Annotated in this window: 16 protein-coding genes; 5 read left to right on the top strand and 11 right to left on the bottom strand. The window is 47.8% G+C overall.

Annotated elements, in window-relative coordinates; genetic code table 11:
• Nucleotides 1-165: 165 nt before the first annotated feature.
• Nucleotides 166-1779 (bottom strand): glycoside hydrolase family 28 protein, encoded by a 1614-nt coding sequence (locus F4V51_RS02030; RefSeq protein ID WP_153976641.1) that lies wholly within the window; start codon nucleotides 1777-1779, stop codon nucleotides 166-168.
• A 460-nt stretch (nucleotides 1780-2239) separates the two neighbouring features.
• Here F4V51_RS02030 and F4V51_RS02025 point away from each other — a divergent pair, with 460 nt between their 5' ends.
• The 4 genes from F4V51_RS02025 (at nucleotide 2240) to F4V51_RS02010 (ending at nucleotide 5381) form a co-directional block, all read left to right on the top strand.
• Nucleotides 2240-2968, top strand: a complete 729-nt coding sequence (locus F4V51_RS02025; RefSeq protein WP_095361616.1) for an amino acid ABC transporter ATP-binding protein — start codon at nucleotides 2240-2242, stop codon at nucleotides 2966-2968.
• A gap of 39 nt (nucleotides 2969-3007) precedes the next feature.
• Entirely contained in the window at nucleotides 3008-3847 is an 840-nt protein-coding gene (locus tag F4V51_RS02020; protein WP_153976640.1) for an ABC transporter substrate-binding protein, read from the top strand.
• Between the two features lie 104 nt (nucleotides 3848-3951).
• Nucleotides 3952-4674 carry an amino acid ABC transporter permease gene (locus F4V51_RS02015; RefSeq protein ID WP_153976639.1) on the top strand — a complete coding sequence of 241 codons (723 nt, stop codon included), beginning with the start codon at nucleotides 3952-3954 and terminating at the stop codon, nucleotides 4672-4674.
• Between the two features lie 56 nt (nucleotides 4675-4730).
• Nucleotides 4731-5381: an amino acid ABC transporter permease gene (locus F4V51_RS02010; RefSeq protein ID WP_153976638.1), complete on the top strand. Its 651-nt coding sequence runs from the start codon at nucleotides 4731-4733 to the stop codon at nucleotides 5379-5381.
• Between the two features lie 105 nt (nucleotides 5382-5486).
• On the opposite strand, the gene F4V51_RS02005 is transcribed toward F4V51_RS02010, so the two are convergent.
• From F4V51_RS02005 to F4V51_RS01965, 9 genes are all read right to left on the bottom strand, one after another.
• Complete coding sequence (locus F4V51_RS02005; RefSeq protein ID WP_153976637.1) at nucleotides 5487-6842, bottom strand: FAD-dependent oxidoreductase; 1356 nt, start codon at nucleotides 6840-6842, stop codon at nucleotides 5487-5489.
• A gap of 28 nt (nucleotides 6843-6870) precedes the next feature.
• Nucleotides 6871-7716 (bottom strand): carbohydrate ABC transporter permease, encoded by an 846-nt coding sequence (locus F4V51_RS02000; RefSeq protein ID WP_390586184.1) that lies wholly within the window; start codon nucleotides 7714-7716, stop codon nucleotides 6871-6873.
• Complete coding sequence (locus F4V51_RS01995; RefSeq protein WP_416226528.1) at nucleotides 7709-8542, bottom strand: carbohydrate ABC transporter permease; 834 nt, start codon at nucleotides 8540-8542, stop codon at nucleotides 7709-7711. The genes F4V51_RS02000 and F4V51_RS01995 overlap by 8 nt, the downstream gene beginning before the upstream one ends.
• A gap of 113 nt (nucleotides 8543-8655) precedes the next feature.
• Nucleotides 8656-9348: a hypothetical protein gene (locus F4V51_RS01990; protein ID WP_153976635.1), complete on the bottom strand. Its 693-nt coding sequence runs from the start codon at nucleotides 9346-9348 to the stop codon at nucleotides 8656-8658.
• Nucleotides 9349-9380: 32 nt separating this feature from the next.
• On the bottom strand, nucleotides 9381-10673 hold the full coding sequence (locus tag F4V51_RS01985; RefSeq protein WP_153976634.1) for an ABC transporter substrate-binding protein: 1293 nt from the start codon (nucleotides 10671-10673) through the stop codon (nucleotides 9381-9383).
• 128 nt (nucleotides 10674-10801) lie between these two features.
• Nucleotides 10802-11578, bottom strand: a complete 777-nt coding sequence (locus F4V51_RS01980; protein ID WP_153976633.1) for a response regulator transcription factor — start codon at nucleotides 11576-11578, stop codon at nucleotides 10802-10804.
• The gene (locus F4V51_RS01975) at nucleotides 11571-13403 is read right to left on the bottom strand and encodes a cache domain-containing sensor histidine kinase (protein ID WP_153976632.1); all 1833 of its coding nucleotides are present in this window, start codon (nucleotides 13401-13403) and stop codon (nucleotides 11571-11573) included. The genes F4V51_RS01980 and F4V51_RS01975 overlap by 8 nt, the downstream gene beginning before the upstream one ends.
• 297 nt (nucleotides 13404-13700) lie before the next feature.
• The gene (locus tag F4V51_RS01970) at nucleotides 13701-13892 is read right to left on the bottom strand and encodes an aspartyl-phosphate phosphatase Spo0E family protein (RefSeq protein WP_095291601.1); all 192 of its coding nucleotides are present in this window, start codon (nucleotides 13890-13892) and stop codon (nucleotides 13701-13703) included.
• A 468-nt stretch (nucleotides 13893-14360) separates the two neighbouring features.
• Nucleotides 14361-15755, bottom strand: a complete 1395-nt coding sequence (locus tag F4V51_RS01965; RefSeq protein ID WP_153976631.1) for a helix-turn-helix transcriptional regulator — start codon at nucleotides 15753-15755, stop codon at nucleotides 14361-14363.
• Nucleotides 15756-16020: 265 nt separating this feature from the next.
• On the opposite strand from F4V51_RS01965, the gene F4V51_RS01960 reads away from it, so the two are divergent.
• Entirely contained in the window at nucleotides 16021-17187 is a 1167-nt protein-coding gene (locus F4V51_RS01960; protein ID WP_153976630.1) for an LLM class flavin-dependent oxidoreductase, read from the top strand.
• A gap of 41 nt (nucleotides 17188-17228) precedes the next feature.
• On the opposite strand, the gene F4V51_RS01955 is transcribed toward F4V51_RS01960, so the two are convergent.
• Nucleotides 17229-17807 carry a TetR/AcrR family transcriptional regulator gene (locus F4V51_RS01955; protein WP_153976629.1) on the bottom strand — a complete coding sequence of 193 codons (579 nt, stop codon included), beginning with the start codon at nucleotides 17805-17807 and terminating at the stop codon, nucleotides 17229-17231.
• Between the last annotated feature and the right edge of the window lie 110 nt (nucleotides 17808-17917).

The following is a 17917-nucleotide window of genomic DNA, read 5'->3' as shown; positions in this document are numbered from 1 at the left end:
GGGGAATCCTGGAAAGTTGAAGATAGAAACCGAGTGGGTAGCCCTACCCGGATGAAGGTGTCTCTACATCACAAAAATCAGGATGATATCTGGAGACACATGCTACACCACTGCGGCTGAATGTGAATCAACGAACAACTTACTATTCATTCGTATCAAGGACTCTTATCTGCGGATGAGCACACCGCTTCTTACCTCAGGACCCATGGAAATCTGGCGTCCTTCCTCATCTGCATCGTCCTCCCGGCACACAATTCCGGCAGACTCGTGTCCTGTTATAATCAGAAGCCTGCCGTCAGGCCCTTTTCCCTGAATTCCCTCTATTTCAGCTCCCTTACACTGGTGTAGATGGATCAATGATCCTTCGGAAATCCGGGCTCTCAGATTGGCAATTCTCAAGTGCTTCGCATGAGCACACTGTATACCGCTTCGAGCAGTGACGTCATATCCATCGATCACTACACCATCCAGAGGCATTTCCGGCAGTCCACTTACGAATAAAGCCATCTCTGCACCTGCACAGATAACATCCGATATGCGAATATCGCGAAACACCGGGGTCTCTTCACTAATGTCCTGAAACAGATCGCTGCCGCGGGCTGATCCCTCCATATTCGCATAGAAAAAGGAAAACGAGATGGCTTCCATGATGATATCTTTCATATAAATACGCTGAATTTCAATATCCTCAACAACTCCACCGCGCCCGCGGGCGCTTTTGAACCTTAGACCAATATCCGTCTCCATAAACGTACAATCCGATACCCGCACATGCCGTACGCCACCCGACATCTCACTGCCAATAACGAATCCGCCATGACCATGATATACGGTGCAGTTCCGAATTGTAATATATTCAGATGGCAGACCGAGCTCTCGGCCTTCGGCGTCCTTGCCCGATTTCAGGCAGATGGCATCATCCCCCACATCGAACACACTGTGCTCCACGACAACATGACGGCATGATTCAATATCCAGCCCATCGCCATTCTGTGAAAACCACGGGTTTCGCACACTCACGTTACGTATGGTAACATGCTCCGATGCCCACGGATGCAGATTCCATGCAGGTGAGTTCTGGAATGTTGGACCATCCAACAGCACCCGCTTGCACCGACGCAAACTGACCATGTTCGGACGTAAAAAGTCTCTAGCTCCCTCATAAGCGGACAAATCACGCTCCTGTTCCATATGAAGCCGGTTGGCGATGGCGCCACCTTCGAGGGCCGAGGCCGAAGGCCACCAGATTTCTTCATTTTCACCCGAACGCTCTACAACACCACCGGAAGCAGCGAGTCGACTCCATTGTGAAGCGGTCATCTTGGACCGTTTGACTGGACGCCATGCTTCTCCGCTGCCATCCCATATTCCCTCACCTGTAATCGCGATATCCTCCAACGATTCTCCGTCAATTGGAGATTGGCATCGCACCACCTGCCACCCCTCGAAGCTCGAAGCAATTAGAGGATAATGATCAAACTCGCGACTGAACGTAACCAATGCTCCCGCCTCTGTGTGCAGCTCAATGCGACTGCGAAGCACTATCGGACCTGTCAGCCAGACTCCTGCCGGAATAACGATTCGTCCGCCACCTGCTTCAGCACACGCCGCTATAGCAAGCCTGAACACCTCCGTGTTGTCCGTCACGCCGTCTCCTTTGGCTCCGTAGTCCGTGATGCGGAAATCCCGAGCAGGAATGTCAGGTAGAGCAACCTCATAGGCTTTCGTATCAGTTTGGATACCTTCTCCTGTACGTAATGGGGAGTAGTATGTATTCATCGTTCAGAACATCCTCTCTTCTCTGTATTGGGATTGGACTGTGATTGACATAGCATCGCTTTCAGGAATGAGTATTATCACCCATCATATCAACGGGATCTGGACCAAGGTTGTGCTTTTTTGCCATGTAGCGTTAGAATTTGAGGTTATTTGTTCCGTTACCCTGGACATAGGATAGGTATCAATATCAGTATACTCTATACATCTATTCCAAAGGTTGTAAAAACTCTAGGAGATTCGATTCATTTTTCTGTCAGGATTCGTCACAAACAACTTACCAACTTAACAAATACATAACGCATTTTTAGCCTGCAGCCCTATGCAACCTCGTACTTATGTCATGTTTTATTACAAACCAATTGCCAGAAGAAGGATGACTATGTATGATTAAATAACTAGTTTCAATTTATTCCTTATTATTCCTTTTTCAAATCAACGTTGCAGAAAGGATGGGTTACTCTTGATTGAATTTAGGGGTGTGCAGAAGCACTTTGGTCATTTTCATGTCCTCAAAGATATTCATCTCCACATTGAAGAAGGAGAGGTCGTTGTCATTATTGGCCCTTCCGGCTCCGGCAAAAGTACACTGCTCCGCTGCATCAACCGTCTGGAGACCATTTCGGAAGGCGAACTCGTCGTCAGCGGTGTCCCTTTACATCAGAAAAAGGTGGACATCAACCTCTTCCGTCGCGACATTGGCATGGTATTTCAACACTTCAATCTCTATCCTCACAAAAAAGTCATCGATAACATTACACTTGCCCCAGTAAAGGTACGCAAACAGCCCAAAGCGGAGGCAGCTGCTACGGCAATGAAATATTTAACCCGTGTTGGCATTGCCGACAAGGCTGACAGCTATCCCTCCCAGTTGTCCGGTGGACAGCAGCAGCGGGTCGCCATCGCGCGGGGACTCGCCATGGAGCCCAAAATTATGCTATTTGACGAGCCCACCTCTGCGCTCGACCCCGAAATGATCGGGGAAGTCCTGGATGTCATGCGCTCTCTCGCACATAATGGCATGACCATGGTTGTCGTTACCCATGAAATGGGCTTTGCCCGTGAAGTGGCAGACCGTGTCATTTTCATGGACGAAGGGCGGATCGTGGAAGAGGCTTCTGCCACAGAATTTTTCGATAACCCGCGGGAAGAGCGGGCACAGCAGTTCCTAAGTCGCTTAATTCATCATTGAGAATGATAGAATATTTCATTTTGAAAGGGGTCTTTATTCATGAAGAATTTGCTGAAGTGGCCGTCGTTCGTCCTTGTTTTGGTTCTCTCGCTGGCATTGGCCGGCTGTAGTACGGGAGAGGAAGCTACCAGCAGCGGTAGTGGTGGCGGTGATGAGAATACTGCAGCCAAAGGAACCATTGAACAGATTAAGGAGCGCGGCAAGCTGATTGCCGGGGTCAAATATGATACGAAGCTCTTTGGCTTGAAGGACCCGGCAAGTGGTGAGGTCGAAGGATTCGATATCGATATTGCCAAGGCACTTGCCAAACAGATCCTTGGAGACGAGACCAAGGTTGAGCTGAAAGAGGTCACATCCAAAACACGGATTCCCATGCTCCAGAACGGTGACATCGATATCATCATCGCTACCATGACGATCACGGACGAGCGGAAGGAGCAGGTGGATTTCAGTGACGTTTACTTCGAGGCAGGACAGTCCCTTCTTGTAAAAAATGATAGTGCCATCACCGGACTGGAGAGCCTTGGAGGCGTGAAGGTGCTCGCAGTTAAAGGTTCAACCTCTGCGCAGAATATTCGTGAAAAAGCTCCGGATGCCGAAGTACTGGAATTCGACAACTATCAGGATGCCTTCACTGCGCTCAAAGCAGGCAAAGGTGAGGCACTGACGACGGACAATATCATCCTGATCGGCATGCAGCAAACGGACAACAACTACAAGCTGGTTGGTGGCAACTTCACAAGCGAGCCATATGGAATGGCCATCCGCAAAGGCGACACTGCTTTTGTAGAAGAAGTGAACAGCCTGCTCAAGAGCATGAAAGACAGTGGTGAATACGATACGTTACATGAAAAATGGCTTGGCACCAAGCCCGAGTAACCTCGATTAACGATGAACGAGCGGCGGTTTTCATCTGTAGGGACTAAACCACCCGTACAGCATGAGTCGCCGCTTCACATCTGGAGAACGGAGGCTTCGCCTACATGGGCAAATTGGATTTTGATGTATTGTTCAAGCATTCCGATCGTTTCCTGGAGGGATTCCTCAATACGATTCAAGTAAGCATCATGGCGTTGATCGGCAGTTTTATCCTTGGCGCAATCATGGCCATCTTCCGGATATCCCCCATCAAGCCGCTCAATTGGATCGGTACCGCTTTTGTGGAATTCATTCGAAATATTCCGCTTCTGCTGGTCGTGTTCTTCTTTTACCTTGGACTGCCCTCCCTTGGCATTTCATTGGACGGGTTTGTCTCCGGTACGCTGGGTCTTACCATCTACACGGCGGCTTTTATTGCAGAAGCCATCCGGGCAGGCATTCAGACCGTCCCCCGGGGACAGCTGGAAGCCGCCAGATCTTCAGGTTTGTCCTACGTACAGGCCATGAACCTGATCATTTTGCCGCAGGCAATCAAGATCGTGCTTCCATCCATTGGCAATCAATTTATCAACCTGGTCAAAAACTCCTCCATTCTTGCCGTTGTTGCCGGTATGGACCTGATGTATTTTGCAGATCTTGTCAATTCGGATACGTTCCAGCCGCTGAGCGTGTATAGCATTGTTGCGCTCTTCTACCTCGTATTAACGCTGCCGCTCAGTTTTCTGGTTCATTATATGGAGCGAAGGTTTGGACAGAGCGACGCCGAAGCACGAGGCCGCAAGGGCAAGCCGAAGAAAAACAAGCCGGCCGGGCAGGTTACCATGTGATTTAGCCATACCACTATTCAGCCTAAGCATTACTCACAGAAGGAGGTCGATGTACTATGGACTTTAGCGGGGCTTATGCCTGGCCCAACCTTCGTTTCCTGCTGCATGGATTCCTGATCACCTTGCAGGTGGCAGGACTGTCAATCGTCTTCAGCTTTGTCCTCGGCACCGTGCTGGGTACCATCCGGTATACACGTATTCCGGTCCTGTCACAGATCATTGCGGTTATTGTGGATACGATTCGGAACCTGCCGCTGCTGCTGATCATCTTCTTCATTCATATTGTCCTGCCCCAGCTGGGGATTAAGATGTCCGTCTTCTGGTCTACCGTCGTTGGGCTTAGCCTGTTCGAAGGCGCCATGATCGCCGAAATTGTTCGTAGCGGTCTCAAATCGGTTGAGCGTGGACAGGTGGAAGCCGCCCGTTCCTCCGGTCTTAGCTATATACAGACCCTGGGCAGCATCATTATGCCTCAGGCACTGCGCCGCATGTCGCCGCCGATGGTCAGTCAGTTCATCTCCCTGCTGAAGGATACGTCCCTGGCCATTATCATCTCCTTACCGGAGCTGATGCACAACGTGCAGATCCTGGGCGGCCAGAGCTTCGATTACGTGATCCCGGCGCTCCTGCTCGCAGCGGTCTTGTATTTTGTCATCAACTACACCCTTTCCATCGTAGCCCGGCGCCTTGAGGCAAGAATGAATTGATTCGGTTAGATCAATCGAAAGGCATTGTGGATGCACATAAGAGTCCAGCTAAACACATCGCTGTGTCTAGCTGGACTCTTTATTATTTGCGTATTGGTTCCAATTTCAAATTGCCACTCCATTTTGCCGTAATTCTTTCTGCAGCAAAGCAACCGGGATTGACAGTGGATCAAGCTTCATTTGCACTGCCAATGCAGCTGATGTTCCGGCTGCCTCCCCCGTAGCCATGCAGCTGGGAGTCAATCTTGTCGTAGCATGGGCCTCATGCGTGGTAGAGATGCAGCGTCCTGCTGCCAGCAGGTTTCGGATATTGCTGGAGATCAGGCATCGATATGGAATATCGTATGCTCCATCCCCTTCTATAAATGCAGCCGCTACGCCTTGACCAGAAGGATCATGAATATCAATGGGATAACCACTTCTGGCGATCACATCGTCAAACTTTCGCCCCGTAACTACGTCTTCCCTCGTCAAAGAATACTGTCCAATAATCCGTCTCGATTCACGTATGCCAATCTGGGGAGCAACTGCAGAAATCGAAGCCCGCTCGAATCCGGGTACATCGCGCTGCAAGAACTCAGCAATCATGAGTACCTGCTTCCTGCCTTCCTGCTCAGCAGAAGTCAGATCCTCTGCATCGGTAGCATCCAACCCTTGAACCCTGGTACAGTTAATCAACACTTCGTCTTCAGCAGGCCCGGTAAAAAACAACACCTGATCACGGTTAATCGGAATACCTGACTTCTGCCATTGCGAATAAAAACCACTCACCCCGGTTAACGGAATACGGTCCAGCTCTGCAACAGGTGTTTTGGCGTAGAAATCTTCCGGGTGCTCCAGAATATACTGCTTTACTCGCTCAAGGTTAACGCCACGCATTCGAAATTTCATGGTCATGGGCTGAGACCGATGATCTCCATCCCGTCCCTTTGCGATAGCAGCGCCAGCTAGATAAGCTGCATCTGCATCTCCACTGGTATCGACAAATACTTTTGCTCTAAGCTCCATTCGGCCCGATTTGTTTGTTAATCTAACCGCTTCCACCCGATTTTCCAGAGCAACCACTTCATCCACGAAGCTGTGTAACAACAGCCGAACACCTGCCTCTTGCAGCATATCCGCTGCAACCACCTGATAAATGGCCGGATGGTATGGTGTAACGCTATGCACAAATCCTACTGTATCGCGGAGATGTCCTGGAGATCCTCCCCGCTCCTTCAACCTGTCAACGATCTCCTGAGCGATACCTCTAATTACCTGCTCGCCGCTCTCCGTGTGAAATGTCATCCAAGGATAGACCATAGCTGCGGTCGACATTCCACCAACAAACCCATACCGTTCTACCAGCACCGTACGCACGCCTTGTCGTCCGGCAGCGATTGCCGCCGCAATGCCAGCAGGGCCTCCACCCACAATGACAACATCCGCTTGTTCTGTCTTCATGCTCCTTAGGTCGTTCATTCTACTCCTCCTCTCCTTGTTTAGCTGACTATTCTTTGAGTCCTGTCATCGCAACACCCTCAATGAATCGCCGTTGAGCTATGAAAAAGACAATCAGCAATGGCATAGTCGCCATAACCGTAGCACTCATCAAATATTGCCAGGCCGTACCCACTTCATCCGTAAACAGGGACAAGCCTAGCGGTAACGTCATTAACTCGCGTGAATTGATGAAAATTAACGGGTCAAAAAACTCATTCCAAATGGTGACAAAGGTAAAGATCGTCAGCGTCGCCATGCCAGGTTTGGCAATCGGCAGCATGATGCGCGCATATATCCGGAACCTGCTGCAGCCATCAATCATTGCTGCTTCCTCCAGTTCAGTTGGGACCGTAATAAAAAACTGTCGCATCACAAAGATTCCGAATACACCACCTGCCCCGAAGATTGGAAGTAAAATCAGCGGGAGATGTGTATCAATCCAGCCCAGCTGCCGCATAAACAAAAACATCGGGATTGCTGTCACCTCATGAGGAATCATCATGGCACTTAGTAACACAAGGAATACCACATTGCGGCCCTTGAATGGAATTTTGGCGAAAGCATATCCTGCAAGGGAGGCGAAGAATACCGTGCCCAGGACAACCAAAACAGCAATATACGCACTATTCAAATAAAAACGATGGAATGGAATTAATCGAAAGACATCGATGTAATTCTGAAATCGAAATGTTTCCGGTATCCACTGCGGTGGATACGTAAATATACTCTGAGGCTCCTTGAACGATGTGGATATCATCCAAATAAAGGGTACAATCATGATCAGCGAGATCAAGGTCAGCAATAAATACGTACCCACTGCCCCTCCTGCTGTATGAACAGATGGCTTAGGCATCGCCTTCATTGAAAACCCACCTCTTTCGCAGCTGCCATTGCAGCAGCGTCAGAATCATTACGATAAAAAATAGCACATACGCCAATGCGGAAGCATAGCCGAATTGAAACAGTTTAAAAGCCTTTTCCCAGATGTAATAGACTAACACCTTGGTGCTATTGCTTGGACCTCCCTGTGTCATTACATAAATCTGCCCAAACACTTTGAGCGATCCAATGACCGTCATGACCACGGTCAAAAATACTGTAGGTGTAATCATTGGAAGCGTCACATGAAAAAAAGTCTTCTGCTTGCCTGCACCATCCAGTTTGGCCGCTTCGTACAGTGATCTGGGTACCTGCTGAATTGCGGCTATGAACAGTACCATATTTAGGCCAACATTTTTTAGCACACTGGTCACAATCACCGCGGGCATCGCCAGATCCTGATTGTAGAGCCAAGCCGGTCCTTTGATGCCTATCATCAACAGAAGCTGATTGATCAGTCCCGACTCTGTCGCATACATAAGCTTCCACACAATGGCCCACACAACAAGTGACGTCATGACCGGAACGAAGATGGCAGTGCGGAATACTCCGATGCCACGCAGACTTTTGGATAACAGCAAAGCCAGCAAAAGCGCCAGCACGATATTGAGCGGAACAAGTCCAGCTGTGAAATATACGGTGTTTCCCAGTACCCGCCAGAACATCTGATCTACCATGATCTCGCGGTAGTTATTCAGCCCAATAAAGTGATGGTCTCCGAGCAATGGCCAATCGGTCAAGCTCATGTATAACGCAAGGCCCATGGGAAAGAGCAGCAGCAGAGTAAAACCAAGAACCATCGGAGATACGAATAGCCATCCTGCAATCTGGGCCTCTCTTGCAAGCGGTCCTCTTCCTGAATATTTGCGTGAATTGGTCAACGCTGGCCCTCCTCATCTCATCCGTCTTCCTTCTACTTCAGTTTGTCCATGGCATTGCGAAACGCGTTAACGGCTTTTCGCAGCTGCTCCTCCGTTTTACCTGTTACGACGGCCCCGAGCATAATCGCCTTAACCCCCGTATCATGCAGCACCTGCACATCCTCCTGTACCAGTCTCCTCTGGGAAGGGACCAACACCGGAAGCTCTGCTTGCATCACTAACCGCCGATACCGGAGGACATCTGCGAAGCTTAGCGATGTCCCATACTCTTCTCCAGGAACAATTGATGCTTCCAACGCGGTAAAACCAAAATGTTTAGCCTCCTTAACCAGGGAAGGATCGTAGTGTTCATTGATCGCGAATGTTTTATCCAGACCGAGCTCACCCAGCATGAAGGATGGTAAATGGTGAGCATATATGGAATAGAAATCAAAACCCAAACCGGAAAGCCTGATCACATCTTCCCGTTGAATCCCATCAATGCTACCCGACGGGACCACTCCAAGCGGACCGTTGAATTGGGAGCGGATTTCACGGAAGTTTTCAATGTATTCATCCAGCGGACCAAAATGATTCCCACTGGCGCGGTGTCCGACATTGCAATGTACTTTTAGTGCATCTGCCCCTTCTTCAATGGCTGCCCGGGCCAGTGCTGCATCGTTAGCGCGTAGGCTAACTACAAGCAACATGCGTTGTCCGTTCAGCGCTTCTTCCAATTGCCCCATACCGTTACCTCCTTTAGATATGCCATTATTAATTATTGCAGCAGGCCTTGAATCTCTTCCTGCATCTGCTTCAGATTATCCTGAGGTGTGGCTAAACGGGCAAATAATCGATCGAAACCCTGCAATACCGCATTGTCGATGTCTTGCCAGCGAATATGGCCCGGAATCAAGCGAGCTTTCGGCATTTCATCAATGACTGCCTGAACAATATGTTCCTTGCTAGGATTATTCGGCTGATTAATGAAAACATCCGAATTCAGCACAGAGGTACGCGGAGGAACAAAGTAGGTTGCCGTGGCCTGAATTCCCTGTTCACTAGCAAAAAACTTCAGCAGTTTCTTTGCTTCTTCGGGATGTTTGCTGTCATTAAACATGGCATATCCCGCCTGACCCAGCATGGGCACACTGCCCTGAGATCCTGAAGGCATCGGGGCAATACTCCACTCGAAGTCCACAATCTCTCTTGCTTTGGACACGTAGCTGTAGTTGTCGAAGAACATTCCCACATTACCAGCATCGAAGCTGACCTGCTCGCCTGCCTTCGGGTGCGACTCATCGGTGAACATCATCCGTTCAAGCAATTCCAAGGTTTGCACACCATAAGGATCATTCCAGGTAAACTTCGTCATGCTCTCATCAAAAGGTCCGCTGCCATTGGACCAGGAATAGGAGGAAAGAACAGCCCAAGTCTTCCAATCGCGAAAAAAGTTGGCACCGTAAATTCGGTTTGTTGCTTCCTTGCTGGCAATCGTCTTCGCTGTCTCTTCAAATCGCTCCCACGTCCATTGTCCTTGAGCGGCGAGAGTGTTGGGATCTGTAAGGCCAGCCTGGTCGAATAGCGATTTGTTGTAGAACATGACGACCGGAGGCGTGGAGAACGGCAAGCCAAGCAGTTGTTCACCATCCCGAAACAGATCCAGCGTACTTGGAATATAGTCATCCAGCTTGAACTCTGCATCATCCTTGAATTCGGATACGTCTGCCAGAATGTGATTGGATTTGAATTGTGGAATCATCCGTTCGGAGACCCAGGCAATATCCGGTAGCGAGCCGCCAGCTGCAAGCACAGATATTTTTTGCTGGTATTCCGCAAAGGGTACGGATTCCATCGTCACCTTGATGCCCGGATTTTCCTGTGTGAAGCTATCAATCAATTTGTTATAGACGTCCATGTGCGCCTGATTTCCCCACATCATGAACTTCAGTTCAACCTCTTCATCTCCTACGGATGCATTCTCAGGGTCACTACCGGAATTGGAGCCTGCACAGCCAGTTAATGCAACAATGATGAATACGAGCATGAACATCCATCCTGCTTTTTTCATGGAAATCCCCCTTGTGGCTTAGTGGTGTACACGTGCAACCAAATTATAGCGAAGGAATCAATTGTTCTAAATCACGCCAGCTATAGAAATGGTACGATTTTTCAAGGACTTATGCTGTAGGACACCTGCTATAGCTGCTCATCCGTACTGAATCGGTTCCGATATTCCCCTGCCGTCCAACCCACCTGCTGTTTGAACACCAGCATGAAGTGTTTGGGACTCTGATGTCCGGACAACCTCGCTACGTCATAGATTTTCAGTTGGGTGTTGACCAACAGCCACTTGGCCCGCTCCATGCGCACCTCAGCGATGTATTCGGAAAAGGTTATCCCCGTTTCATTTTTGAAGAGCTGGCTTAGGTAGGTTGGGTTCAGATGAACAATTGCTGCTACGGTCTGCAGGCGCAGATCTCCATCCGGGTGAAGCCTGATATATTCCTTTACATCACGAATCGTCTTCCGGGTATCTCCACTGTTACACTGTGCTTCCTTCGTTGTATCTAACGTCTGGCTGGATGAAATGCCGTACCTGCGGTTCAGCAGCAATTGAATTTTATGAATGGCGGTAACCCACTCTTGGAGTTCCACTGGTTTCAGCAGGTAATTCAGTACGCCATATTCCATCGCTCTGCGCGCATACTCAAACTCGCCATAGCCGCTGATGACGATGATCAGCAGTTCGGGGTACATTTCCCGCGCTTTGGATACCAGGGTTAGTCCATCCATTTCTCGCATGCGAATATCCGTAATCAGTACATCAGGCACATTACTTCTCATAAAATCCAGAGCCTCAGTTCCTCCAGAAGCCTCACCAATAACGCGAAACTCAGGAGCTGTCTGAATAATCAACTCTCGTAACCCGTCGAGGATAACCCTCTCATCTTCTACAAGCAAAACGCTATACATGCACGTTATCCCCTTTCTCCTGCAGCGGTATAGTAATTGTGACAGCCAGACCCTGCCCGAGACTTCCATCAACACTCAGACTGGCGCCTTGTCCATAAATAAGATGGAGCCGTTGTGCTATATTGGTGAGCCCTAAATGACCTCCAGCATTACAACGCAGGAATTCACTCGAGGGGAGCTGGGAGAATGACTCGTTCCATTGGTCAATCTCTTCTTGGCTTAGACCTTTACCATTATCTCGAACGGTAAGCAGCAGCTCCTGATCAAACTTCAAGGCCGATATCCAAATCATTCCTCCATCCTCCTGCTCTTCAATTCCATGGTATACTGCGTTCTCCACGAGCGGCTGCAAAATCAGCTTGGGAATTAAACCATCCATGACCTCTTCTTCAACTTCAAAAATTACCTGCAGCCTTCCGTTATAACGCACCTGTTGAATGCGTACATATGATTGCACAAAAGCTAATTCCTCCTGAAGGAGTACGATTCGATCCACCTTATCAATGGTGTAACGCAGCAGCTTGCCCAGCGCCGTCACCATGCTGGACACTTCTGCATGCTTCCTGCGGATGGCCATCATATTAATGGACTCCAGCGTATTGTATATAAAGTGAGGATGGATCTGACTTTGCAGTGCCGACAGCTCTGCTTCCCGTTCTCGAATACCGAGTAGAAACACCTCGTTAAACAAGCGGTGAATCTCTTCCATCATTCGATTAAACCCCCGGCCAATCTGTCCGAATTCATCACTGCCGAAACTTGCCACACGCTGGGTAAAGTCACCCTGCTCCACCCGAATCATATTTTGCTTCAGGCTGATTAACGGCCTTGTTACACGATAGGATATAAGAGCCGCCAGAATGGCTACGCCCGCCATGCACAGAATAGCGAACCCAAAAGTGAACGAAAGCATTTTCCCCGATTCCTTTTGAATGACAGAAATGGGTGTAAGGCTAATGACTGATAACCCGGAATAATTCGAGTGGTGCCGTACATACAGATAGGAGCTCCCATCCAATTCCACCTTTTGATTTCCTGCATAGTCTTGAAGCTGCTCCAGCTGCAGCAGCTGATTGTATGTGGATTTTCCACCGAGTGAAGTTCGCTCAAACACAAGCCGCTGTTTACTGTCCACAATCATGAGACTCGCATTTTCCTCAAAATTCAGATTGGAGAGCAGCTGGCGGAAGGCGTCCAGCCGGATATCAATCAGAATATATCCCAGTCGTTTAAGCGTGCCTGGATCACGAAGCTCTCGGGCAACGGAGATATAGGCTTCTTCAACCTTGTCTGTGTAATAGCTCGGATGATGCGGAGGGAGCAGTCGCCACTCTCCCTCCGATCCGTCCAACTCTGCAAACCAATGATCCTGCCTACTGTCCCATACCGGCTTCACCGCCAATGAATCCAGATTGGAGAACAGAATGCCACTGTTCGAGATCAAGTGAATGCCGCGAATTTCCAGACGATCATAGGCCTGACCCGAAGTATAGAGCTTCATCTTCAAGTAATCGTCGGACCTTGCCCAAGTAGCAGTCCCCATTGGGGCGTTGTACTTTCCCAGAATACTCAGCACCGTCTGATCATAGAGCGGCAAGAGCGATATACGCTCGAAATCCTTCAACAGCCGATTCAGATTGGTGTTGATCTGCCGGATCATATCAATGGTGAACTGCTCGGTTTTTCGATCAATTGTCTGTGAAAAATGGTAATAGTTGACCACTCCCTGCAAACATAGCGGAAGCAAAGTGAGAACAACGAACAACACCAGCAGCTTCGTACGCAGGTTCATGTTTCTTGTTGAACAACCTAGCACCTTGTCCATTTAATGGATCCCTCCCACTTCTGTCATTCATGAATCACCTTCAAAAACTACGCTGGATATATAGTTGGCGTATATCATAACGAGTTTCATTGATGGTTGGCTATCCTGCCAACACTGGGATTGGTATGGAATTTCAAGATAAACCAACCCTCCCTTCAATGAAAAACAAAAAAAGCCGACTGTACCGCTCTACAGTCGACTATTTCTATGAACTAATTAATTCAATAAGACGAGATGTCTTTACCAGTGGATGGAATAATACTACGTCGTTTTCTTGAAACTAAAAAGCCGACTGCATTATGCAATCGGCTGTCTGTTCCTATATTGTTGTTTTCTATATTTAAAACGGTTATATTCATTAATCAGTTCGTCCAGTACCATCGATTGTTGAAGGACTTTGTAGTCTTGCATGCCATGATGCTCCGCCAAACGACTTAATTCTTGCCTGTTTCGTTCAATCTGGTCCACAACCTGACTTGGTCCTTTCATAGCATGCACCCCCTTCTTTATAGACCATTTTAGGATAGATTGCCAAAAAATTCATATTTTATTCCTTTGCAAATCAAAAAGTTTATTTGCAGAGCGTATTCATTCATTACCAAGCATTTTGCAACAATTCAAGATATAGACTAAAGACTAACCAGCTTTAGGTGTTTAACCGCATTCACTTTCCACATCTTGTATAGAATCAAATGATTATTTTCACGTACGGATTCCAATTAACCAACTCTTAATTGCAGCTAACTATTAACATAACTAAATTACTACTGTGATTCATATTAGAATACATTCACAAAAGAGCGTTCATTTCCTTAATTCGGAAAGAACGCTCGTCCACATTTTACAACATCTATACACAAACCAAAGGCCTTTTAGTATCCACCTGTACCGTGACTAGATACAGAACTTCTCATGGAATCCATAGGGTTAATCATACCTGTAAACAAAAGGATTGAACTAAACAACATTAATACTAACGTGGCTTTTTTTAGCATATCGACCATAAACCTCCTTGATAAGATTTGAATAATTTAGCTTCACAGATTCAGTCGCTTGATGCCTGTATTCTTCGAATAAACCTACACAGTAAATGATTGTTGAGTCATCTTTGATTTTATGAGCTGATGACAAACAAGTCATTAAACTCCTAAATCCTTCTTCATATCTTTCCTTAGATAGCTGATAGAACGCTAATTCTGCCCAAAATTTGGTGTACCTATCATCTTTGACTTGAACCACATAGCTAGTTTCGTGATTGCCTTCCTCAAATAAAAGATGAATATATAGATCAAACCTCCTGAGGGCGTGGTCTACATTCAAATTGTATAGATTTGCTGCTTCCATAACTTTAACCAACCCAAGAAGTGTTTCATTTTCGTCTTCATCAATAAAATCCAAATAGGAATTTAAGGCTTCGTAATCACCCAACATCAATTTATAAAGGTAGGAATTAACTTCCGCCCAATCCTTAAATCTTTTAATAAATATAAGATCCTCTGCTGTAGGGTCATCCACAACAACATTGGAATACAGCGTTGTAAGATTCAAAGCCTTTTCGTAATTTCCCCGCTCGCCCCACACATTAGACATCAATAAATGCGCATAAGATCTATAGGTGAATAGAGGGTGCTTGGAAACTCTATGGTTATCTAAACCTTTTTTCTTCGTTTGATATTGTTCCAAAAAGCCAACTCGCTGCTCTAGTTCACCAGCTAATTGAAATACCTTATCCCAGTGGCGCAATCCACTATATGTATTAGCCAATTCCCTGATCGCGTCCAGCTGTCGCTCTTCATCCAGCCGGTTAATATACGGCTCGAAGTGAACTGCGGCCCTGAGATTCTCATGCTGGTCCTGGCCAAGAGACAAGGTGAAAATGCGATAATGGCATAGTGCCAGACGTTCGGAGTGCTGGTACTTCTCGCACTCGGCGACACATTCGTACAGCATTCGCGCAGCCTTCTTCTGATCACGTTCAAGCATATACTCGGCCAGCTCGAACAATTCGGACACATAGGAGCGGTCATCCGTCACTTGCTGAATTACCCTCTGTATGCAGTCCAGCTTGTCCAACTCAGCGCAGCGTTGCAGGAACGGCTCAAGCCTTCTCCAGTGCGGTGCGGACTCCACAAAACATTCAGCACCATATATTTCGTAGAAGTGGCCCTCTTCCAGCTTCATGCCCTGAGTGATGAGGTCCAATTGAGCCATGGCGATCGGCCGTGTACCTTTGATAATTGCACTTAACGTCCCGGCGTTAACCCCCGATATATCAGCAAAGTATTGAAGGGTATACCCCTGTTTCCTGATGTAATCCTCAATATTTGAGCGTATCGTAGTTGTAGGTTCCATGTCTCCCACCTCCACAATGAAAATCCAGAAATTTGAATTTCTATGATAAGTACAATTTTAATCCTAAATTTTACAGCGGTCAATAAAAATCGTGGCAATTTCCTGCACATTTAGACATTTATATTGAATATATTTCGTCTTATAGAAAAAATCCATTAGAAGAATCGAAACGGACATGTTACAGTGAGTTTAACTCATAATATCCTACTATTTCCATGGGGTTAAACAACACAGACTGGCCAATCCAGTTCAAGGAGAAGTTCAGATGAAATTTGCCTTGTTTAGCCTCATGATGAACCTGCCTAATGCGGTCACTGGCGAAGCACTCACTACACAGCAGAAATTCCACAACATTCTGGAGCAAGCCAGACTGGCCGAACGTTTGGGTTTCGATGCATACGGGATTGGTGAGCGGCACGGGGCACCTTTTCTGTCCTCTTCACCTCCAGTTGTATTGACTGCTATAGCTGCAGCTACCTCTCGTATCCGGTTGCTTACCACAGTCACTGTTCTAAGCGTACTCGATCCGGTGCGGGTTGCAGAGGATTATGCAACGCTGGATCAGTTATCTGGTGGACGGCTGGAGATGATCATCGGGAAAGGCAATGACCCCCGGCACTATCCGCTGTTTGGCATTCGTGAAGAGGAACAGTGGGTTTCCCTTGCTGAACGTTATGAGCTGCTGAAGCGCCTGTGGACGGAGGAGAACGTAACCTGGCAGGGCACGTATCGACCTCCCCTTCATGAGGTTACCACTTGGCCGAGACCACTCCAGCAATCCATTCCAATCTGGCATGGCAGCGCGTCGAGTACCCTCTCTACTGAACTGGCAGCGAAATATGGTGAGCCGCTCTTCACTTCGAATTCTTTTCATCCCCAGGCAAAATACAAAGCATTGATTGACCATTACCTTGAACGCCTCGATCATTATGGTCATGATGCAAGCCGCGCGGTGATCGGATCGGGAGCAGGCAGCCTGTATCTGGCAGATACTCGTGAGGAGGCGATTCGTCGCTACACACCTTACTATAATGCTTTTCATGCTACTGCAGCCGCACAGCATAATCAGTCACCCTTCACAGATCTGGAAGATAACATTGCACGTGGCCCCGTGCTTATTGGTAGTCCGGAACAGGTCATTGAGAAAATCATGGACTACCACGCCGCGTTTGGACATCAGGTGCTTAGCATTAGTGTGGATGGACTCAGTCATAGTGAGCAGCTGGAGCAAGTGGAGCGTTTTGCCCAAGACGTAGCACCTGTATTGCGACGAGAATTGCCGAGTGTGGTATGGAACAATCCCCCCATGTTAAGCCAGCAATCTCCTTCCTCTGCCTCCTACCCTTCTGCTTCTTGGCCCCCAGCCATCTCTCCCCTGTTTCAGGTATGTCGCAGCCTCGCCAGATACGCCTTCATACAGGGTGATTCATGAGAATCGCCCTGCTCCCCTTCGGCTTTCGTTCTTTCGCTCCACTAATCAGACTTAATCCCTGCAAATAGTGAATCCAATAGTCTATGTACAAACTCTGGATCCATTGGCTCTCCCGTCACTAACATGCGATAAAACACTGGCCCGTAGATCATGTCGATACACAAACCGATATCCAGGTCACTCTTCAATTCGCCACGCGTTACGCCCTTTTCAATAATTCCCCAAGCTTCACGCCGACGAGGCTGAATATATCTGGTCCGGTATTCTACCGCAAGACCTGGATCTGACTGCCCTTCTCCGATAATCTCTGTAATGGCCTTTCCGTCCTGGCTGGTCAAAAATTGAATCATATTACTCGCATGAATACGTACATCCTCAAATACCGATCCTGTATCCGGGACAGGCAATCTTGCTGTCATGGCCGACATGTATCCATCCATAATGACAGCTCCCTTATTGGGCCACCATTTATATATGGTTGCTTTGCTTACTTGCGCTCGCTCAGCTATCTTTTCAACTGTAATCGCGGCAAAGCCATGTTCCAGCAATAACTCATACGCAGCTGCCAGAATGGCATTCTGGGTTTCCATGTTGCGGGGACGCCCTCTTTTGGCTGTCATTTAAACCAACCCTTTCTTGTTTCTAACCGTACATTGCTTTTCTGTTTTCTTAAAAACGATACGTTCATTATACTAAATTGCCCTCCACATAAACAATTTGACCCTCCGAC

Source organism: Paenibacillus xylanilyticus, assembly GCF_009664365.1.
Lineage (GTDB): Bacteria > Bacillota > Bacilli > Paenibacillales > Paenibacillaceae > Paenibacillus > Paenibacillus xylanilyticus_A.
The sequence above is the reverse complement of the archived record's forward strand: the minus strand, read 5'-3'. Positions and strand labels throughout refer to the sequence as shown.